Annotated in this window: 14 protein-coding genes and 1 pseudogene; 9 read left to right on the top strand and 6 right to left on the bottom strand. The window is 71.1% G+C overall.

Features of this window, described 5'->3' with window-relative positions; genetic code table 11:
* The first annotated feature begins 74 nt into the window (after nt 1-74).
* A complete protein-coding gene (locus Phou_RS14750) occupies nt 75-1,496 on the top strand; it encodes a M1 family metallopeptidase (protein ID WP_173056571.1) in 1,422 nt (473 codons plus the stop codon).
* On the opposite strand, the gene Phou_RS14745 is transcribed toward Phou_RS14750, so the two are convergent.
* Nucleotides 1,497-2,603 (bottom strand): LCP family protein, encoded by a 1,107-nt coding sequence (locus Phou_RS14745; RefSeq protein ID WP_173056570.1) that lies wholly within the window; start codon nt 2,601-2,603, stop codon nt 1,497-1,499.
* 63 nt (nt 2,604-2,666) lie between these two features.
* Between Phou_RS14745 and Phou_RS14740 the strand changes: the two genes are divergently transcribed.
* Nucleotides 2,667-4,349, top strand: coding sequence for an FAD-dependent oxidoreductase (locus Phou_RS14740; RefSeq protein ID WP_173056569.1), 1,683 nt, complete (start codon nt 2,667-2,669; stop codon nt 4,347-4,349).
* Nucleotides 4,350-4,440: 91 nt separating this feature from the next.
* Nucleotides 4,441-5,994 carry a glutamine-hydrolyzing GMP synthase gene (gene guaA, locus Phou_RS14735; RefSeq protein WP_173056568.1) on the top strand — a complete coding sequence of 518 codons (1,554 nt, stop codon included), beginning with the start codon at nt 4,441-4,443 and terminating at the stop codon, nt 5,992-5,994.
* Here the strand turns inward: guaA and Phou_RS14730 are convergent, their stop codons facing one another.
* Complete coding sequence (locus Phou_RS14730; protein ID WP_173056567.1) at nt 5,995-6,246, bottom strand: PspC domain-containing protein; 252 nt, start codon at nt 6,244-6,246, stop codon at nt 5,995-5,997.
* Nucleotides 6,247-6,389: 143 nt separating this feature from the next.
* Here Phou_RS14730 and Phou_RS14725 point away from each other — a divergent pair, with 143 nt between their 5' ends.
* From Phou_RS14725 to Phou_RS14715, 3 genes are all read left to right on the top strand, one after another.
* On the top strand, nt 6,390-7,334 hold the full coding sequence (locus tag Phou_RS14725) for an NUDIX hydrolase (RefSeq protein WP_173056566.1): 945 nt from the start codon (nt 6,390-6,392) through the stop codon (nt 7,332-7,334).
* A complete protein-coding gene (locus tag Phou_RS14720; protein WP_173056565.1) occupies nt 7,331-8,233 on the top strand; it encodes an NUDIX hydrolase in 903 nt (300 codons plus the stop codon). Before Phou_RS14725 ends, Phou_RS14720 begins: the two co-directional genes overlap by 4 nt.
* A gap of 237 nt (nt 8,234-8,470) precedes the next feature.
* Entirely contained in the window at nt 8,471-9,346 is an 876-nt protein-coding gene (locus Phou_RS14715) for a CDP-alcohol phosphatidyltransferase family protein (protein WP_173056564.1), read from the top strand.
* A 172-nt stretch (nt 9,347-9,518) separates the two neighbouring features.
* On the opposite strand, the gene Phou_RS14710 is transcribed toward Phou_RS14715, so the two are convergent.
* The 3 genes and pseudogenes from Phou_RS14710 to Phou_RS52645 form a co-directional block, all read right to left on the bottom strand.
* Entirely contained in the window at nt 9,519-10,736 is a 1,218-nt protein-coding gene (locus Phou_RS14710) for a phosphatidylserine decarboxylase (protein ID WP_173056563.1), read from the bottom strand.
* Nucleotides 10,737-10,807: 71 nt separating this feature from the next.
* On the bottom strand, nt 10,808-11,173 hold the full coding sequence (locus Phou_RS55470) for a hypothetical protein (protein ID WP_246273557.1): 366 nt from the start codon (nt 11,171-11,173) through the stop codon (nt 10,808-10,810).
* Nucleotides 11,170-12,686, bottom strand: a pseudogene (locus Phou_RS52645) (PspC domain-containing protein). The gene Phou_RS55470 and the pseudogene Phou_RS52645 overlap by 4 nt, the downstream one beginning before the upstream one ends.
* Nucleotides 12,687-13,106: 420 nt before the next feature.
* On the opposite strand from Phou_RS52645, the gene Phou_RS14695 reads away from it, so the two are divergent.
* Together Phou_RS14695 and Phou_RS14690 are read left to right on the top strand one after the other, a co-directional pair.
* Nucleotides 13,107-14,369, top strand: coding sequence for an ATP-binding protein (locus Phou_RS14695; RefSeq protein WP_173058392.1), 1,263 nt, complete (start codon nt 13,107-13,109; stop codon nt 14,367-14,369).
* The gene (locus Phou_RS14690) at nt 14,366-15,028 is read left to right on the top strand and encodes a response regulator (RefSeq protein WP_173056562.1); all 663 of its coding nucleotides are present in this window, start codon (nt 14,366-14,368) and stop codon (nt 15,026-15,028) included. Before Phou_RS14695 ends, Phou_RS14690 begins: the two co-directional genes overlap by 4 nt.
* A gap of 1,035 nt (nt 15,029-16,063) precedes the next feature.
* On the opposite strand, the gene Phou_RS14685 is transcribed toward Phou_RS14690, so the two are convergent.
* Nucleotides 16,064-16,801 carry a PIG-L deacetylase family protein gene (locus tag Phou_RS14685; protein ID WP_173056561.1) on the bottom strand — a complete coding sequence of 246 codons (738 nt, stop codon included), beginning with the start codon at nt 16,799-16,801 and terminating at the stop codon, nt 16,064-16,066.
* A gap of 448 nt (nt 16,802-17,249) precedes the next feature.
* On the opposite strand from Phou_RS14685, the gene Phou_RS14680 reads away from it, so the two are divergent.
* Entirely contained in the window at nt 17,250-18,908 is a 1,659-nt protein-coding gene (locus Phou_RS14680; protein WP_173056560.1) for a peptide ABC transporter substrate-binding protein, read from the top strand.
* Nucleotides 18,909-18,939 lie beyond the last annotated feature (31 nt).

The raw sequence follows: 18,939 nt of genomic DNA, 5'->3' as shown, positions 1-18,939 counted from the left end.
GTCGTCGCGTCGCGTGCCCGCGGCGCGACGACCGCTTTCTTGCCGCTTTCGGCGCTAGAGAGGACGCTCGCTACGTGAATCGCAGGATCCTGGCCGCTGTGGCCGTCGCGGCGCTGGCCGCCGGCGGCTGCACCGACTCCTCCCCGGACCCGGGGCCTGGATCGCCGCAGGCGACCAAGCCCGACTTCCAGCCCGGGGAGGAGGGGGTCGGCGACCCGTACTTCCCGAAGTACGGCAACGGCGGGTACGACGTGCGCCACTACAAGCTCGCGGTGCGCTACGACCCGAGCACCGACGGCCTCACCGGCACCGCCACGATCACGGCTGCCGCCACCGACGACCTGTCCAGCTTCAACCTCGACCTCGTCGGTCTCTCGGTCGACACGGTCAAGGTCAACGGCACCGCGGCGGAAAACAAGCGCGAAGACGCCGAGCTCGTGATCACGCCCGCGGAGGGGATCGTCAAGGACGCCGAGTTCACCGTCGAGATCGGGTACTCGGGCAAGCCGCAGGCGATCCAGAGCCCCGACTTCGGCGAGGGCGGCTTCCTGCACACCGACGACGGCGCGATCGCGCTCGGCCAGCCCGAGTCGGCGAGCAGCTGGTTTCCGGTCAACGACCACCCGATCGACAAGGCCACGTACGACGTGGAGGCCACGGTCCCGGAAGGCTTGACGGCGCTCAGCAACGGCGTGCCCGGCGGCAACACCGACGACGGCGGCTGGACCACGTGGAAGTGGTCGGAGAAGGTGCCGATGGCCAGCTACCTGGCCTTCCTCGTGGTCGGCAGGTACCGGGTGGAGACCGGCGAGCACAAGGGCAAGCCGGTCTTCACGGCGATCCAGTCGACGCTGCCCGCCGGCGGCCCGGCCGATCTGGCCATGGAGCGGACCGTTGAGATCGCCGACTTCCTGGAGACCCAGTTCGGCCCGTACCCGTTCGAGGCGTACGGCGGTGTGGTGGTCGACGACGACCGCATCCGGTACGCGCTGGAGACTCAGTCCCGCCCCGTCTACGGCGGCCTCTTCTTCAAGCAGGGCCCCTTTACCGAGGTGGTGGCGCACGAGCTGGCCCACCAGTGGTTCGGCGACAGCGTCTCGATCGCGCAGTGGCGGGACATCTGGCTCAACGAGGGCTTCGCCAGCTACGCCGAGTGGCTGTGGTCCGAGGAGGGCGGCGGGCCGTCGGTGCAGGAGAGCTTCCAGCGCGAGTACGACGGCATGGACTGGGACAAACCGACCGCCGACCCCGGTCGCGCGGGCCTGTTCGGGCGTGCGGTGTACAAGCGCGGTGCGCTCGCCGTGCACGCGCTGCGCCTGGAGGTCGGCGACGACGACTTCTTCCGCATCCTCAAGACCTGGACGGCGGAAAAGCGCAACGGCAACGCCACCACGGCCGAGTTCATCACGGTGGCCGAGCGGGTCTCCGGCGACTCGCTCGACGACCTCTTCGACGACTGGCTGATCGGCGAGACCGCCCCGGCCATCCCCAAGTAGCTACCGGCGGACGACGAGCTTCGGGTGGGCGCGCAGGTACGCGTCCGCCCGGCCGGCGGCGAGCTCCGAGATGAACTTGCGGCTCTCCGCCGTGAGCTGCTCGCCCCGGTAGCCGGACCCCCGGCCGACGCCGGCGCCGGGCAGCGTGACGAGCGTGAGCGACTGGGCGGTCAGGCCACTGAGCGCGTACGCGAAGTCGAGCGCCGGCCGGCCGCGGCCGTCGAAGGTCAACGTCTGGCCGAGTGCGCGCAGCACGCGGTCGAACTCGACCGGGTTGCGTGCCACGTCGAGACTCAGCGCCTTTGCCATCACCGCGCGGATGAGCTGCTGGTGGTGCCGCTGCCGGGTGTAGTCACCGCCGGGCAGGTAGCGCTGCCGGGAGAAGTCGAGCGCCTGCCAGCCGTTGAGGTGGCGCATGCCCACCTCGTACACCATCTGGGGTCCGCCGTAGCCGGCCGGCCCGCCGCCGGCCGAGCGGCCGCGGCCGTCGGGGCGCAGGTGCTGCGAGGGAGTGCGCTGGTCGACGTAGATGTCCACGCCGCCGAGCGCGTCCACGAGCTTGCGGAACCCGGTGAACGTCAGCACCGCCCCCGCGTCGAAGCGCTTGATCCCGGTGTACCGGCTGACCGTCTGCGCCAGCAGCTGGAAGCCCTGCGCGACGTTGGGCTTCGCGTCGCCGCGCCGGCTGCCCTCGCTCATCGCGTGGGTGAGCTTGGTGCGCCCGCCCCGGTAGCCGGACTTGGGAAACCTCGGGATGTCGACGACCAGGTCGCGGGGGAGCGAAAACATGTACCCGGTCTTCAACCCGCGCGGCACGTGCAGGATCGTCACCGCGTCCGCGTGCGGCTCCCACGTCGGGTCGTCCTCGCGGGTGTCGACGCCGACGATGAGGATGTTGAGCGGCCCGGTGATGTCGGCGCCCGGTGGGGGCGTCGGGCTGGGCGTGGCCGAGGGAGAGGTCGACGGCGTCGGCGTGCCGAAGAGGTCCGCGGTCGGCACCTCATACCTGTCGCGCAGCGCGTACGCCACCGCCACCGCGCCACCACCCAGCAGCACGACCGCGGCCAGGGCCGCCGCGCCAAGCATGATCCAACGTCGCCGAGTCATAGAGTGGCATCGTGCCCGGTCAGTGCTCTGGTGTGCTAGCTACTCGTGAGTAATGATGGCGTTATGCGCTACGACGTGGTCGTGATCGGCTCAGGCTTCGGGGGGAGCGTGGCCGCGCTGCGGCTTGCCGAAAAGGGCTACTCGGTCGCCGTGCTGGAGGCGGGGCGGCGCTTCGCGGACGACGAGTTGCCGAAGACCTCGTGGCGCACCCGCCGCTTCCTCTGGGCGCCCGCGCTGGGCTGCTTCGGCATCCAGCGGATCACGCTGCTCCGGTCGGCGCGCGGGCAGTCGGGCTCCGGCGTGCTGGTGCTCTCCGGCGCCGGCGTCGGTGGCGGCTCGCTCAACTACGCCAACACCCTCTACGAGCCGATGCCCCCGTTCTACGACGACCCCCAGTGGCGGGACATCACCGACTGGCGCGCCGAGCTTGCGCCGCACTACGACCAGGCAAAGCGGATGCTCGGCGTCACCACGTACCCCCATGACACCGCCGCGGACCGCGCGATGCGCGCGGTGGCCGGGCGGATGGGGGTCGGCCACACCTTCCACTCCACGCCCGTCGGCGTCCACATCGGACGGCCGGGGGAGAGGGTCGCCGACCCGTACTTCGGTGGCGCCGGCCCCGAGCGCACCGGCTGCCTCAACTGCGGCTCGTGCATGACCGGCTGCCGTCACGGTGCCAAGAACACGCTGGTCAAGAACTACCTCTGGCTCGCCGAGCGGCTCGGCGTCGAGGTGCACCCCATGACCACCGCGGTCACGGTGCGGCCGTCGGGGTCGGGCTATCAGATCGAGACGGTACGCACGGGAGCGTGGCTGCGCCGGGACCGCCGGGTCTTCGAGGCCGACCAGGTGATCTTCGCGGCCGGTGCGCTCGGCACCCAGCGGCTGCTGCACGCCATGAAGGCGTCCGGCGCGCTGCCCCACCTGTCCGACCGGGTCGGCGCGCTGACCCGCACCAACTCGGAGGCGATCCTCGGCGCCGGCGTGCTGCGGCCCGAGGCGCGGCGGCGCGGGCTCGACTTCACCGAGGGCGTGGCGATCACCAGCTCGTTCCATCCGGACGAGCACACGCACATCGAGCCGGTGCGCTACGGCCGAGGCTCGAACATCATGGGCTTCCTCCAGTCCGCGCTCGTCGACGGCGGGCCCCGGCGGCCGCTGCGGTGGCTGGCGACGATGGCCGCCCACCCGCTGACGTACCTGCGCCTGCTCTCCGTGCGCGACTGGTCGAGCCGCACGGTGATCGCGCTGGTCATGCAGTCGGTGGACAACTCGCTGACCACCCACTACAAGCGCGGAAAGCTGCGTACGACCCAGGGGCACGGCGCGCCCAACCCGACCTGGATCCCGGCCGGCAACGAGGCGGTACGCATGCTGGCCGAGGAGATCGGCGGGATACCGGGTGGCGCGGTGACGGACGCGTTCAACGTGCCGATGACCGCGCACATCCTCGGCGGGGCGGCGATCGGTGCCACGCCCGAGAAGGGGGTCGTCGACGGGTACCACCGGGTCTTCGGCCATCCCGGCCTGCACGTGGTCGACGGGGCGGCGGTGGCGGCCAACCTCGGCGTCAACCCGTCGCTGACCATCACGGCGCAGGCCGAGCGGGCGATGTCGCTCTGGCCGAACAAGGGCGAGCCCGACCCCCGCCCACCGCTCGGGGCCGACTACCGCCGCGTCGATCCGGTCACACCCCGCGCGCCGGCCGTGCCGCCCGGCGCTCCCGCGGAGCTGCGCCGGTAGGCTTTCGGCACATGAGCGAGCGGAGCGAGCGAATCGTTGGACTCAGCGCGTGTGGAGCCTCGTGCCCGCCCGTAGCGAAGCGAGGACGGGCATGAGCGTGCCCCGCCCGGTACTGGTTGTTGACTTCGGGGCGCAGTACGCGCAGCTGATCGCCCGCCGGGTGCGCGAGGCGAAGGTCTACTCCGAGATCGTTCCGCACTCGATGCCGGTCGCCGAGATGCTGGCCAAAGACCCGGCCGCGATCATCCTGTCCGGCGGCCCCTCCAGCGTGTACGAGCCGGGAGCACCGCAGCTCGACGCCAAGCTGTTCGACGCGGGTGTGCCGGTCTTCGGCATCTGCTACGGCTTCCAGGCCATGGCGCAGGCGCTCGGCGGCACGGTGGCGCACACCGGGCGGCGCGAGTTCGGCGGCACCGCGCTCGCCACCCGCCCCGAGGCCGGCGTGCTGCTGCGCGATCTGCCCGCCGAGCTGTCGGTGTGGATGAGCCACGGCGACTGCGTGACCGAGGCGCCGGCGGGCTTCGCGGTGACCGCCTGTTCGCCGGGCGCGCCGGTGGCCGCCTTCGAAGACGTCGCCGGACGGCGGGCTGGTGTGCAGTTCCACCCGGAGGTGGCGCACACCGCGCATGGGCAGGCGATGCTGACCCGCTTCCTGTACGACATCGCCGGCATCGAGCCGACCTGGACGATGGGCAACATCATCGAGGACCAGGTGGCCGCGATCCGCGACAAGGTGGGCGACAAGGAGGTCATCTGCGGCCTCTCCGGCGGTGTCGACAGCGCGGTGGCCGCCGCGCTCGTCCACAAGGCCGTCGGTGACCAGCTCACCTGCGTCTTCGTCGACCACGGCCTGCTGCGTGCGGGCGAGGCCGAGCAGGTCGAGCAGGACTACGTCGCGGCGACCGGCATCAAGCTGAAGGTCGTCGACGCGGCGGACCGCTTCCTCGCGGCCCTCGACGGGGTGACCGATCCGGAAGACAAGCGCAAGATCATCGGGCGCGAGTTCATCCGGGTGTTCGAGGCCGCCGCGCGGGAGGTCGCGGCGGCGGGCGACGTCGAGTTCCTTGTGCAGGGAACGCTCTACCCCGATGTCGTGGAGTCCGGCGGCGGCACCGGCACGGCCAACATCAAGTCGCATCACAACGTGGGCGGCCTGCCCGACGACCTCAAGTTTTCGCTGGTCGAGCCGTTGCGGACGCTTTTCAAAGACGAGGTACGCCAGCTCGGGCTCTCGCTCGGCCTGCCCGAGGCGATGGTGTGGCGGCACCCGTTCCCCGGCCCCGGTTTGGCGATCCGGATCATCGGCGCGGTGTCGGCCGACCGGCTGGCCGTGCTTCGTGCCGCCGACCTGATCGCTCGCGAGGAGCTCACCGCGGCGGGGCTCGACCGGGATGTCTGGCAGTTTCCGGTCGTTCTGCTCGCCGACGTGCGGTCGGTGGGCGTCCAGGGCGACGGCCGCACCTACGGCCACCCGGTCGTCCTGCGCCCCGTCTCCAGCGAAGACGCGATGACGGCCGACTGGTCCCGCCTGCCGTACGACGTGATCGCCCGGATCTCCACCCGCATCACCAACGAGGTGCCCGAGGTCAACCGGGTGGTGCTGGACGTGACAAGCAAGCCGCCGGGCACGATCGAGTGGGAGTGATCAGGCGGTCGGACCGGCCGGCGGGTGCGCCGGCCAAGCGGGTGCGTCGATGGGCTCTTCCGGCATCAGAAACCACATGACCGGGTACGCGAGCGCGGCAACCCCGGCGGTGAGCAGCGTCGCCACCGCGAAGATCACGCGAACGAGCACCGGGTCGACATTGAAGTAACGGCCGAGGCCGCTTGCCACGCCCGCGATGATGCGGTCGGTGGTAGGGCGCCTGAGCTGCTTGTAGGGAGGGTTTTCGGTCATGTCTCCACAGTCCTCGCAGGGCGGCCCGACGACCTCGGTGAGCGCCCGGATGCCTACCCTGAGACGCCCCGGATGGGTCCGCGTCTGTCAGGAATCTGACTGTCGTCACAGACTTGTCACCTCATTCGGGAAGAATGCCCCCTGTGACCCCCGCGCTTGAGCCGCTCCGCAGGATCGCGGCCTACGCCGTCGTGTCCGATTCCGACGGGCAGGTGTTGCTCGTGCGCGCCTCGCCCCGCTCAGGCACGCCCGGCGTCTGGTCGCTGCCGGGCGGCGCTGTCGATCACGGCGAGGACCCCAACCACACGGTCGTCCGCGAGACCGCGGCCGAGACCGGCCTCTCGGTGAGCGTGACCGGGCTGCGCGACGTGCTGGCGGACATGCGGGCCCTCCCGCACCGGGGCATCACGATCCACACCGACCGGCTGATCTACGACGTGACCGTGCGCGGCGGCACGCTCTGCGACCGCGTCGGGCAGCCCACCGACCTGGCCCGGTGGCACACGGTCGACGGGGCGAGAGGGCTGTCGCTGCGGCCGTTCACCGCGACCGCGCTGGGCCTGCCGGCGGACGCGGTCGACGTGCGGCCGGACGAGGCGCCCGACTTCCCGTCGTTCTACGCGGTGCCCGGTCCGGACGGGCTGCACCGCGCCCAGCGCTTCGCGGCCTACGCGGTCGCGACCGATCCCGCGGGCCGCGTCCTGCTGACCAAGGTCGCCGACGGGTACCCCGGCGCCGGCTGCTGGCACCTGCCCGGCGGCGGCACCGACTACGGCGAGCAGCCCGGCGCGGCGCTGATCCGCGAGCTGCTGGAGGAGACCGGACAGCGGGGCCGCCTGGTCGAGCTGCTGGGCGTGGCGAGCCACCGTGACGCCGCCTCGCTCGGCCCCGAGGGGTACCCGATCGACTGGCACGGCGTGCGCGCGTTCTACCGCGTCGTCGTGGAGTCGCCGGCGGCGCCCAGCGTGGGAGATGTCGGCGGCTCGACGTCGGAGGCCCGCTGGTTCGGCCGTGACGAGCTGTACGCGTTGAAGGCGCACGAGCTCACCGAGGTCACCGCCGAGGCAATGCGCGCGGCTCGGCTTTGAGGCGGATCGCCGCTTACGGCGTCTGCCGCAACGGCGAAGGGCGCGTGCTCCTGGTGCGCGGCTCGGCGATCGCCGACCTCCCGGGCGTGTGGCAGATCCCAGGCGGCGGCATCGAGCACGGCGAGCATCCGGCCGACGCGGTGGTACGCGAGTTCGCCGAGGAGACCGGCCTCGCCGTGGCGGTCACCGCGCTGCGGGCGGCCGTCTCGGACGTGCTGTGGGGCTTGCACACCGACCGTGTGATCTACGACGTGACCGTGCGCGGCGGCAGCCTGCGCGACGAGCTCGACGGCACCACCGACCTGGCCGCCTGGGTGGCGCCGGGCGAGCTGGCCGGGCTGGCGCTGGTGCCGTTCACCGCTGAGGTCCTGGGGCTCGCGCCCGAGCCGGTCACCGGTCCCGCACCGGCACACATCAGCCCGCCGCCGGTGGATCCGCGCCCGACCCGCGGCCAGCGCTTCGCCGCGTACGGCGTGGCCACCGACCCCGCCGGCCGCCTGCTGCTCACGCAGATCGCCGACGGGTACCCGGGCGCGGGCAAGTGGCACCTGCCGGGCGGCGGTACCGACCACGGCGAGCAGCCGGCCACAGCCCTGCTGCGCGAGCTCGCCGAGGAGACCGACCAGGTCGGGCGGATCAGCGAGCTTCTCGACGTGACCCACATGCGCAACCCGCGGGCGGTGGGGCCGGAGGGCTACCCGATCGACTGGCACGCGGTGAGGGCGACATACCGCGTGATCGTGGATAAACCGGATGAACCGCGCGTAACCGAGGCGGCCGGTGGCTCGACGGCGCGGGCCGGCTGGTTCGACCTGGCGGAGGCGGCCACGCTGCCATTGACGGATGTGGCGGCCGCCGCCGTATCGCACTTGACGGCCGGTTTGGGTAGCACCGGCTAGAATGTGAGGCTGCGTATTTTCGCGGGCGGGCCCACCAGGGGTTCGCTGGCGAGGGTCCGCTCGGCTATCGCCAAGCCAGCCGGACTGTGCGATGGTGTAGGCCGCGTGCGACCGGGCGGCCGTCGAGGCGGCGGACAAACCGATCCGGTCATGGAGGGATACGTGCCGAGAGCCCCCTGGCGCCGGCGTCGTGCGATGGACAGTCCACGCCCTGGAGGGCGCCGCTGGGCAGGGCGTTTGCGCCGCAGCGGCTCGTTCGCCCGGCAGGTGCTGCTGGTCCGCGTCGGCCGGCGTCGGCCGGATTCGATCTCCGGTTCCACGGTTGTCGTGCCGGCCCATTTCGACTCGGTGGCCGACGACGAGATCGAGTCGCTTCTGCCGGTGAGCCCGGCTCCCGCAGGCGCGGCCGTGAGCGGCGGCACCATCCCGCTGCTCCCGGGCGAGCACACCCCGGCACGCCGGGCCATGTTCGCGCTCGTCAACGTCTGCACGCTCAGCAGCCTCTCGCTCGGCCTGCTCGCCATCTTCCTGTCCATGCAGGGCGACGTGCGGGCCGGTGCCGTGTGCCTGATCGCCTGCGTGGCGTTCGACGGCCTGGACGGTGCGCTGGCCCGCCGCTTCGGGGTGGTCAGCCCCTTCGGCGCCCAGATGGACTCGCTGGCCGACATGTGCTCGTTCGGCCTGGCCGCGCCCGTCGTCGTGTACGCGTCGCTGTCCGGCACCGTGCCCGCCGCGGCCGCCGCGGCCACGTGCGCGCTGGTCGCCGGGTGCGCGGCCATCCGCCTGGCGCGTTTCAACGTCTCGCCCAAGGACGGCCGCTTCTTCTGCGGCGTGCCCACCACCATGGTCGCCGCCGTGCTCGCTCTCGGCGTGCTGATCGAGCTGCCCCTGTCGGGCGCCGCTCAGCTGGCCGGTGTGGCACTGCTTGCGTTCGCGATGGTCTCCAGCTTCCCCTACGCCAAGATCGCCCGCCTGATCAAGCTGCCGCCGTGGCTGTGGCTGCTCCCGGTCGTCGGCGCGATGGTCGATCCCCGCCTGACCTTCGCCGCGATCGTGGTCGGCTACGTGGCCAGCGGCCCGGTCCTCTGGCTGCGCCACCGCCACGCCGCCTGAGGGATCAGCTTCAAGAGATCTTGAGCTACCGCGACGTCCGTCGTGGTCCGGACCGTTGCGCGCGCGTTCCCGCGGCCTCACCCTTCGCGGTGGCCGAGGGACCCCCTGTGATCGTGGACGTCCGTGCCCCTCACAGGGCAGCTGACGTCCACGATCCGCGGGGCGGGCCGCGTCAGGTCCAGCGGGCGATCACCGATGCGCCACCCACGACCCGGTCTCCCGGCGCGACCAGCGGCTCGGCAGCGGCCGCGGGCAGGTAGACGTCGGTGCGGGAGCCAAAGCGGATCAGGCCGAAGCGCTCGCCCTTGGCAAGCAGGGCGCCCACCGGCGCGCGCTGCACGATGCGGCGGGCCACCAGGCCGGTCCGTTGGGCGACCACGACCGTGCCGCGGGCGGTGTCCAGCACCGTGTAGGCCGCGACGTTGTGCTCGGCCTCGGGCCGCATGGCCGCCGCGAAACCGCCGTCCGTCACGAAGTGGTCGACCACGCGCCCGGCGACCGGGGCGCGGTTGACGTGCACGTCGAACACGGACAGGAAGACCGCGATCCGCAGGAACTCGCCCGGCCCGAAGCGGTCGTCGTGCAGCCGCTCGACGGAGAGCACCTTGCCGTCGCTCGCCGCCACGACCGCGCCCTGGTCCTCGGGAACGTCGCGCTCCGGGTCGCGGAAGAACGCGGCCACCGGCGCGGCCGCCAGCGCGGGCACCAGCCACAGCCGCGACTTGGGGCGGGCCAGCCGGGCGAGCGCGGCAAGGCCGAGCGTGATGCCGGCGGCGGCCACGCCGTTGGAGTCGATGTGCATGGTGCGGGTGAGCGGCACGCTCGACGGCCGGTACGCGGGGGCGATGTGCCCGGCCAGCGCGGAGGTCGCGGTGGTGAAGCGCAGGCGGTGCACGCGCAGCGGCGGGTTGTTGCGCACCACCAGGTCGGAGCCGACGCCGAAGAGCGCGGCCTGCCGGTCGAGCTCGGCCGCTGCGCCGCCGGTCACGCCGGTGGCCACGGACAGGATGCCACCCTCGACGAGGTACTTGGTGAGGCCCTCGATCGTCGCCCGCGCCTCCTCGGCGGAGCCCCGCAGCGGCTCGGCCACGATCACGACGTCTGCCGGGTCCGCCTCGGCGAGCGAGTCAGCCACCCGGACCCGCTCGCTCACCCACCGGCTCTGCGCCGCGATGTGGTCCCGGAGGGCGCCCGCCCCGGACGCCTCCGCCGGCACGGCGGTGAGCGTGTCGCCGGGCAGCATGCCCTCGATGGCGGCGGTCAGCGTGGCGGAACGGCCGTGCGCGCCGACGACGAGGCCAGACTTGGGGCCGTTGTGGCGGGCCAGCTCGCTGGCGAGGGTGCGCGCGGCGCGGGCGGCGGTGCGGGTTTGTGTCACGCGCCCCAGCATAGGCCGCCCCGGCAGCCATCAGGGCGTCCCACCGCCCACGGGGAACGGCTGGGACGCCCTGATGATCAACGCTAGGCGTTGTCTCGCTTGGTGATCTCCGGCGCGCCGCTGACCGGCGGCAGGTACGGCGTCTGCGGGCCGGCGAGCAGCTCGCGCACGATGTCGGCGTGCAGCTCGGCCGGGAGGCCGCTGACCGGGGCGAGTGCCGGCTCCGGCGCCGGGGCCGGCTCGGCCGGTGGTGGCGGCGGGTCGCCCTTGCCCGAGCGGAGCGCGCCCATCAGGCCCAGCGCGCCGAGGAAGATCAACGCACCGGCCACGAACCAGCCGACGGCCGGCAGCGGCAGGTCGAAGAGCTGTGCGATGAACCACCAGGCCGCTATGGACAGGAAGAGGAGTGCGAACGTCAGGGAGACGCCATCAGTACGGTGCGGCTTCATCGGTGCACCTCCGCCGAGCCCGCGTTGATCTTGATCGTGATGTTGAGCTTGCCGCCGCCCTCGCCGTCGGAGCCGAGGTCGACGACCTCACCGGGCGAGGCCTGGAAGCCACTTGCGTTGTTTTCGAAGATGTTCGCGTCACCCGCGTTGACCTCGGCGTGCACCGTGGTGTCCACATTGGGGGGCACGATCACCTCGAGGTCGCCGAAGCTCACGTGTACGGTCAGCGACTCGTCCTGGTCGGTGAAGTCCACCTTGGACAGATCGAGGACCGCGCTGCCGAAGTTGTGCTCGAACCGCTCGGGCATGGCCTGCGCGCTGACCGGCTGCCAGAAGACGTCGGTGCCCGAGGTGTCGTACCGGCCGACCTGGCTCTCGGCGATGGTCGAGATGCCCAGTGCCGCCGCGGCGATGAAGCCGAGCGCGATCAGCCACCGACCCCGCCCGAACCAGGCGCCGACAAGCAGGCCCAGCGCGACCGTCACGAGCACGCCGAAGAAGTACGTGGAGGGCGTGATGCTGATGGCGTTGGCCAGGTCGAGCGCGGCGACCACGCCGAGCGCCACGAAGATCAGCGAAAACGTCGCGGCGCCGAGCGGTGAACGCTCCTTGGGCGGCTTCGGCGGCTTGGGCGGCGGGACCGGAGGCCCGCTGTAGCTGGGTGGGTAGGGGCCCGGCCCGGCGTACGGCCCGTGCGGCGCGAACGGCTGGCGGTATCCACCGGGCGGCGGCCCGGGCGGCGCGGGCGGGAAGGGTGGACCCGACCGGTGCGGCGGACGCGGCGACATCGGCGGCGGGCTTGGAGGCTGCATGTGCGGCACCGGAGGGGTCGGGGCACCGGCGGCGGTGCCGAGGGTGGGGGAGGGAAGGTGGCGGTCTGCGCGTACGGCCCGGAGGGAGCGGCGTGGCCAGGGCCGGGCGGCGGCTGGTGCGGGTAGGGCGGTGCGGCCGGCTGCCACGGCCGCCCCGCCCCGAACGGCACCTCACCCCCGCTGGGTGCCGCCGGGGCGGAGCGGCCAGGCTTCCGGTTGAGCAGCAGTGCCCCACCGATGAGCACCGCGGCGCCCAGCACCACTGCCCGGAAGCCGTCCGTAACGATCAGACCGAACATCACCACGACCAGTACGGCCAGGATGATCACCATGACCGGCGACATGCTCGACCGGCCGCGGCCCAGCATCGACTCCACCGGCGAGGCCGAGTCGCCTTCGGCCGGGATGATGAGCCACGCGGCGAGGTAGACGAGGATGCCGATGCCGCCGAAGAAGCCGAGCACGGCAAGGAGCACCCGCCACAGCACAGGGTCCGTGTTGGTGGCCCGCGCGATTGCGGCGCAGACCCCGGCGATGTACCGGCCCTGGCGCGGGCGGACCAGCCCGTATCGCGAGGTGAAAGCGGCCATGCTCGGGTCGTCGGCTCCCGGCGGAGGCGTGGTACCCGCGCCGGGTCGTGGCGGAGGTGGCGGCGTGCCGGCACCGGGCGGCGGAGGAGGTGTTGCCTGCTCGCCCCCCACGGGCGTGTCCCGAAGCGTCGGGTCGGCCGCCCACCGGTCGGCCGCCGGCTCGTCTGTCCGCACGTCGGCTGTGGGCTCGTCCGCTCGCACGTCGGCTGTGGGCTCGTCCGCCCGCACCTCGGCTGTCGGCTCGTCACCCGCCACGGAGGCGGGACCCGCCGAGGCTCCGGCCTCCGAAGGCGCGGGCGTCGCGGGCGAGGGCTGGGTCGTGTCGTCGTCCCCCGGTCGGCGGGCCTGGGCACCTTCATCCGTCATGTGTTCGATCCTCGCCGCTACCGCACCCGAACAGCCTCAGGCACCAACCCTGACCCCACCCTGAGATCTTCGGCGCCAATGTCCGGGGCGTCCCCGTGGCCAGGGGGACGTTCCTCGTGTGACGATCGGTGAGCAGGTAGCCAACCAGTAGGCAGGAGCGGAGCGATCGTCACCGTCGGGACCCAGCAGCCCCGCCTCACCCGTTCCCGCGACCAGCGCGTCGTGGCGGGAGTGGCGTCGGGCCTCGCGCGCCACCTGGGTATCCCCGTGGTGCGGGTGCGCATCGCGTTTGTGGTCCTGCTCCCGCTCAGCGGGCTGGCACTGCTGCTCTACGCGGCGTTCTGGGCGGTGCTGCCCCTCCAGGAGCGTACGGCCGAGGAGCCGCCTCGGCGCAACTTCATGCATCTGCTCCCGTTCGTGGCGATCGGGCTTGGCCTGCTGCTGGTGCAGACGCTCGCGTTCGGGTTCGGCGCGCTGGGCGTCACCGGCCTGGCCGGGTGGCTCGTCGCGATCATCGCGGTCGGTGCCGGTGTGATCTGGCACGAGTCGGATCCCGAGCGCCGCCGCCAGTGGAGCGAGACGCTGCCCCGCGTGCCGTGGCTGGGCGCGGTGGTCGACGAGAGCGACCGCCGGGCGTTCCTGCTCCGGTTCATCGGCGGCGGCGTGCTCGTCTCGGTCGGCATCATCGGTGTCGTCGCCGTGTACTCGCCGGCGGAAAACTTCGGCGCCGTCATCAACGGCATCATCTTCGCGCTCGTCGGCCTCGCCGGCGTGGCGGTCGTGGCCGGCCCGGTGCTGTGGCGCACGTACAACCAGCTGCGCACCGAGCGCGAGGGGCGCATCCGGGAGACCGAGCGGGCCGAGCTGGCCGCGATGGTGCACGACCAGGTGCTGCACACGCTCGCACTCATCCAGCGCAACGCCGGTGACGTCAAGGCGGTGCAGCGGCTGGCCCGAGGGCAGGAGCGGAGCCTGCGCAACTGGCTCTACCGGCCGGTCGCCTCGCCCAACGAGCGGTTCGCCGCCGCGCTGGAGCAGGTGGCGGCCGAGGTCGAGGACACGTACGCGATCACGGTGGAGACGGTCGTCGTGGGCGACCGCCAGACCGACGAGCGGGTCGGCGCGCTGGTGGCCGCCGCTCGCGAGGCCTTGGTCAACGCGGCCCGCCACGCCAAGGTGCAGACCGTGTCCCTCTACGCGGAGGTCGAGCCGGATCAGCTGAGCGTTTTCGTGCGCGACCGGGGCGCCGGCTTCGACCCTTCCACGGTGGAGGATCATCGACATGGCGTCCGCGGTTCGATCATCGGGCGTATGCAGCGGCACGGTGGGCGCGCGAAAATCATCAGCGAGCCCGGGGACGGCACCGAGGTACGCCTTTTCCTCCCGGCCACACGGGAGAGCGTCACCACTGGGAAGGACGCGTCATGAGCGACGAGCAGACCGAGCAGCGCCGGCTGAGGGTGTTCCTCGTCGATGACCACGCGATGTTCCGCGCCGGCGTCCGTGCCGAGCTGGGTGTCCACGTGGACGTCGTCGGTGAGGCGAGCACGGTGAGTGAGGCGGTCACCCGCATCGCGGCGATGGAACCGGACGTGGTGCTGCTCGACGTGCACATGCCGGACGGTGGCGGCCGGGCGGTTCTCGACGCGATGCGCCGTAGCCACCCGCAGGTCCGTTTCCTCGCGCTGTCTGTCTCCGACGCGGCCGAGGACGTGATCGGCCTGATCCGCGCCGGCGCCCGCGGCTACGTCACCAAGACCATCTCGCCGGACGAGCTGGCCGCCGCGATCCGCCGGGTTGCCGAGGGCGACGCGGTGTTCAGCCCGCGGCTGGCAGGCTTCGTGCTCGACGCGTTCGCCGCGCGCCCTGATGCGCCGATGGCCGACCCCGAGCTCGACCAGCTGACCAACAGGGAGCGCGAGGTGCTGCGGCTGCTCGCCCGGGGCTACGCGTACAAGGAGATTGCCAAGGAGCTCTTCATCTCCATCAAGACGGTGGAGACCCACGTTTCGAACGTGCTCCGCAAGCTCCAGATGTCCAACCGCTACGAGCTTTCCCGCTGGGCCGCGGACCGCCGCCTGGTCTAGGCCGTGTTTTCGTAAAGTTCGGCGCCATTGGTTGAGGGTGGCGGTAGTGCTCGCGGTTGGCGTTGCTGGTGCACGGCTTGTCGGCCAGCGGCCTGCTGGTGCGCCCGGCTGGTCGTGGAATCCACACCTACCGTCCGGCAGGTCTTTCCGCCGCGTCGGCGTGCGCTTGCGTGTGCCACGGCGCATACAGCCCCGGCATGTCCCGACCCGGCGTCCCGGCACGCACGGCCCGACCCGACCGCGCAGGCAACACAGGCGGCAGCACCGCCCACTGCGCGTTGGTCAGATCGTGCCGCCTCGCTGCCACCACGCTGGCTACGAGGTCTCCGTCGGATCATGCGTCGCCGTCGGAAGCCCCGTAGCTGCCTAGCCTGGACCCGCCGACCGGTCACGTGATCCGTCGAAGGAGGCCGCGACCGCCTACCAAGAGGCTGCGCCGGCCAGCTGGTCCGCGTGGACGCCAAGAGGATAGGCAGCATCCCCGCCACCCGGCTGGCCTGCAGCGAGGTCGCGCCCGTGAGAGCGATAGCAGGGCATCCACCATTCAACGGCTGATGACCGACAACGCCTTGGTCATCGCGCGACGTCGGCCAGGGCTTATAACTGGCCTTATGGCCGGATATAGGTGAGGTTACGGAACTGACGCTGGCGAAATTGGGCATTGGGGGCTAATGGCGCGGCAGGCGGAGTGGATCACGGCTCGCGCGATTCATCATTGCCATTTGATCAGTCGCTGAGAAACGCGCGAGCTGTGGTGGAGAACAGAATCTTGGCCCGGTGTGCCCCGATCCCGCACCGCGGCTTACCGGTCACCACATTTACCTGCGGGTCTCGGGTTTTGTCGCGCGGACCCGGCAGCGGAGGTCGGGGATCTCGGCGAGCCCTGGCGAGCCGCCGACCTCCGCGGTGCCCGCGGGAGCATGCGGTCCGCAACTGGCGCGGACCGGGGCACATCTGCCTGAATGAGGGTCGCGGCGCCGCCGCCGGTCGAGGGACGTGGCGCCACCGCGAAGCTTTGATCACGCGCGTGCGTGGCTATTCCGTGCGGAGGACCGTGTAGGCCTCCGCGAGCCGGCCCGGCGGCAGGCCGGCGGCCTCGGCGGTCGCGACCATGCGGTCGCGGAGCCAGCCGCCGTCGAGGTCCAGATGCGCGGTCTGCGAGACGTGCGCGCGCAGGGCCTCGATCTTGCGGGGGTACGCGTCCGTGACGTCCACGGCGTGGTCGGGGCTGGGGCCGCCGGAGTACCAGACCTCGCGCACCACCCACGGCTCCAGCCCCGCCTCGAGCAGCTCGGGATGGGCGAAGGGGTTGCGGGAGTCGGGGTAGATCGCGCACGTCGTGGCCTCGCCGACCGCCAGGTGGTCGGGGTGGCTCGGTCCGGAGAGGCGTTCCCACCGGCGCAGCGGGCTGCTGGTGAGAATGCGGTCAGGCCGGAACCGGCGGATCGCCGCCGTGATGTCGCGGCGCAGCTCGAACGTGGGTGTGAGCTGGCCGTCCCGGTATCCGTCCAGGAAGTCGACCTGCTTGACCCCGAGGGCCGCGGCCGCCGCGCGCTGTTCGTTTTCGCGGATCAAGGGCATTTGATCTCGTGGGGTGTCGTCGAAGCCGCCGGCGTCGCCGCGCGTCACGATGAGGTAGGCCACATCGATGCCCGCACCCACCCAACCGGCTACGGTGCCGGCCGAACCGAAGTCGATATCGTCGGGATGCGCGAACACGGCTAGTACGCGCTGAACGTCGGAGAGTGCGGGTGCGGAGGCAGGGAACGTCACAACAACCGATGGTACGACGGAGCCATGGTCGTCCGTTCGTCCGAGAAGATCCTGGTCAGAGCCTCATGATCTTGGTGAAACATGATCTTTACACAGTATCGGCCGCGTCCCGGCAGAATATCGGGTTGATAACGCTCCTTCACGATGGTGGGCGGGCGGTGTCACAGTGTCAGCACCTCACCCGCCCCGCACCAGCGCCCAGGAGGCATGGTCATGCACGCAGACGCCGCACCCAAGGCTGTCCGCGATCCAGTAGCCTCCCTGGCGTTCCGCGCGTCGGCGGTGGTGACGGCCGATCTCAGCGGATCATCAACCTGCCAGGTCATCGCGCGTACCAGGCGATGACCCAGATGGCAGCGACGCCGCGGAACCGTCGGGCGGCACCGACCCGTAGCTGTGCGAAAAATCTGAGGAACGACAGCGAATCACTCAAGGGAGGCCCTGAGAAATGAGAGTCTCGAAGCGTGCGAGCGCGGCTGCCGCAATCGCGGCTGTCGCACTCGTCGCGGCAGGCTGCGGCGGCGGAGACGACGATTCGGACACCAGCGGCAACACGGACAAGACCGCGAATGGTGCCATCACCATTGACGGCACGCAGCCGGCGAACCCGCTGCTGCCGAGCAACACCAGCGAGACCGGTGGCGGCGACATCCTCGACTTCATGTGGACCGGTCTGATCAACTACCCGCCGGGTGGCGGTGACCCGGTCAACGCGGTCGCCGAGTCGATCGACACGACCGACGCGCAGACCTACACGGTGAAGATCAAGAAGGGTGTCAAGTTCCACGACGGCACCGAGGTCAAGGCGAAGAACTTCATCGAAGCCTGGAACTTCACCGCCAACTCGGAAAACGGCCAGCAGCAGGCGAGCTTCTTCAGCGACATCGCCGGCTACGAAGACGTGCACACCGAGGACCCGGACGGCGAGGAGGGCCCGCAGAAGGCTCCGCCGCCGAAGGCGCAGACCATGTCCGGTCTCGCGTCGGTCGACGACTACACCTTCACGATCAAGCTGGCCGCCGCCAACTCGATCTTCCCGGTGAAGCTCGGCTACAGCGCGTACTACCCGATGCCGGACTCCTTCTTCGCCGCCTCCGACAAGAACGAGTGGGGCAAGAAGCCGGTCGGTAACGGCCCGGTCAAGTTCGTCTCGTGGTCGGACAACGTCGAGATCAAGCTGACCCGCTTCGACGAGTACACGCTCGACGACAAGGTCAAGATCAAGGACGTCACGGTCAAGCTGTACCAGGAGGACACCGCGGCGTACGCGGACCTGCAGGCCAACAACCTCGACTTCCAGCAGCAGGTGCCGGCCTCGGCGCTCGCGGGCGAGAAGTGGAAGTCGGACCTGGGCAACCGCGCCCTGGACGTGCCGATCCCGGTGCAGCAGCTGATCGCCTTCCCGATCTACGACAAGCGGTTCCAGAACAAGGACCTGCGTCGCGCCGTGTCGCTGTCGATCAACCGGGAAGAGATCGCGTCGAAGATCTTCTTCAACACGCGCAAGCCGTCCACCAACTGGGCCGCGCCGGGCACCCCGGGTGCCGAGGCGTTCGCCTGCTCGACCTGCAAGTACGACCCCGAGGCCGCCAAGGCGGCGCTGCAGGCGGCTGGTGGCTTCCAGGGCGAGATGGTGCTGTACTACAACGCCGACGCCAGCCACAAGGACTGGATGGAGGCGGCTGCCAACAGCGTCGCGTCCACGCTCGGCATCAAGGTTCGCGCCGAGGGTATGCCGACGTTCGCGGTGTTCCGCCAGAACATCGACGCCCACAAGATGACCGGCCCGTACCGCGCCGGCTGGCAGGCGGACTACCCGGCCGCTGAGAACTGGCTCGGCCCGCTGTACGTCACCGGTGGTGGCTCGAACGACGGTCTGTACAGCAACGCGCAGGTCGACGCTCTCTACAAGGAGGGCTCGCAGGCTGCTGACGAGGCTGCGGCGAACGCCAAGTTCGCTGAGGCCATCAAGATCGTTGACGAAGAGGTTCCCTCGATCCCCGTCGTCTCGGTCTCGCAGCAGTCGGGTATCTCCAACCGGATCGCGAGCAGCGTGAAGACCAACTGGGTCGGCTCGATCGACCTGTCCACGGTCGAACTCGTCTGATTCACCAGTATCAACACCTCAGAGTCCGGCC

The sequence above is a fragment of the Phytohabitans houttuyneae genome (assembly GCF_011764425.1).
Taxonomy (GTDB): Bacteria; Actinomycetota; Actinomycetes; order Mycobacteriales; family Micromonosporaceae; genus Phytohabitans; species Phytohabitans houttuyneae.
This window is presented reverse-complemented; position numbering and strand designations above follow the sequence as displayed.

Excerpts from the sequence above, each read along its gene's own strand:
- Phou_RS14680 (WP_173056560.1), top strand. The coding sequence starts at position 17,250 with ATGAGAGTCTCGAAGCGTGCGAGCGCGGCTGCCGCAATCGCGGCTGTC.
- Phou_RS14690 (WP_173056562.1), top strand. The coding sequence starts at position 14,366 with ATGAGCGACGAGCAGACCGAGCAGCGCCGGCTGAGGGTGTTCCTCGTC.
- Phou_RS14740 (WP_173056569.1), top strand. The coding sequence starts at position 2,667 with ATGCGCTACGACGTGGTCGTGATCGGCTCAGGCTTCGGGGGGAGCGTG.
- Phou_RS14730 (WP_173056567.1), bottom strand. The coding sequence starts at position 6,246 with ATGACCGAAAACCCTCCCTACAAGCAGCTCAGGCGCCCTACCACCGAC.
- Phou_RS14745 (WP_173056570.1), bottom strand. The coding sequence starts at position 2,603 with ATGACTCGGCGACGTTGGATCATGCTTGGCGCGGCGGCCCTGGCCGCG.
- guaA (WP_173056568.1), top strand. The coding sequence starts at position 4,441 with ATGAGCGTGCCCCGCCCGGTACTGGTTGTTGACTTCGGGGCGCAGTAC.
- Phou_RS55470 (WP_246273557.1), bottom strand. The coding sequence starts at position 11,173 with ATGAAGCCGCACCGTACTGATGGCGTCTCCCTGACGTTCGCACTCCTC.
- Phou_RS14710 (WP_173056563.1), bottom strand. The coding sequence starts at position 10,736 with ATGCTGGGGCGCGTGACACAAACCCGCACCGCCGCCCGCGCCGCGCGC.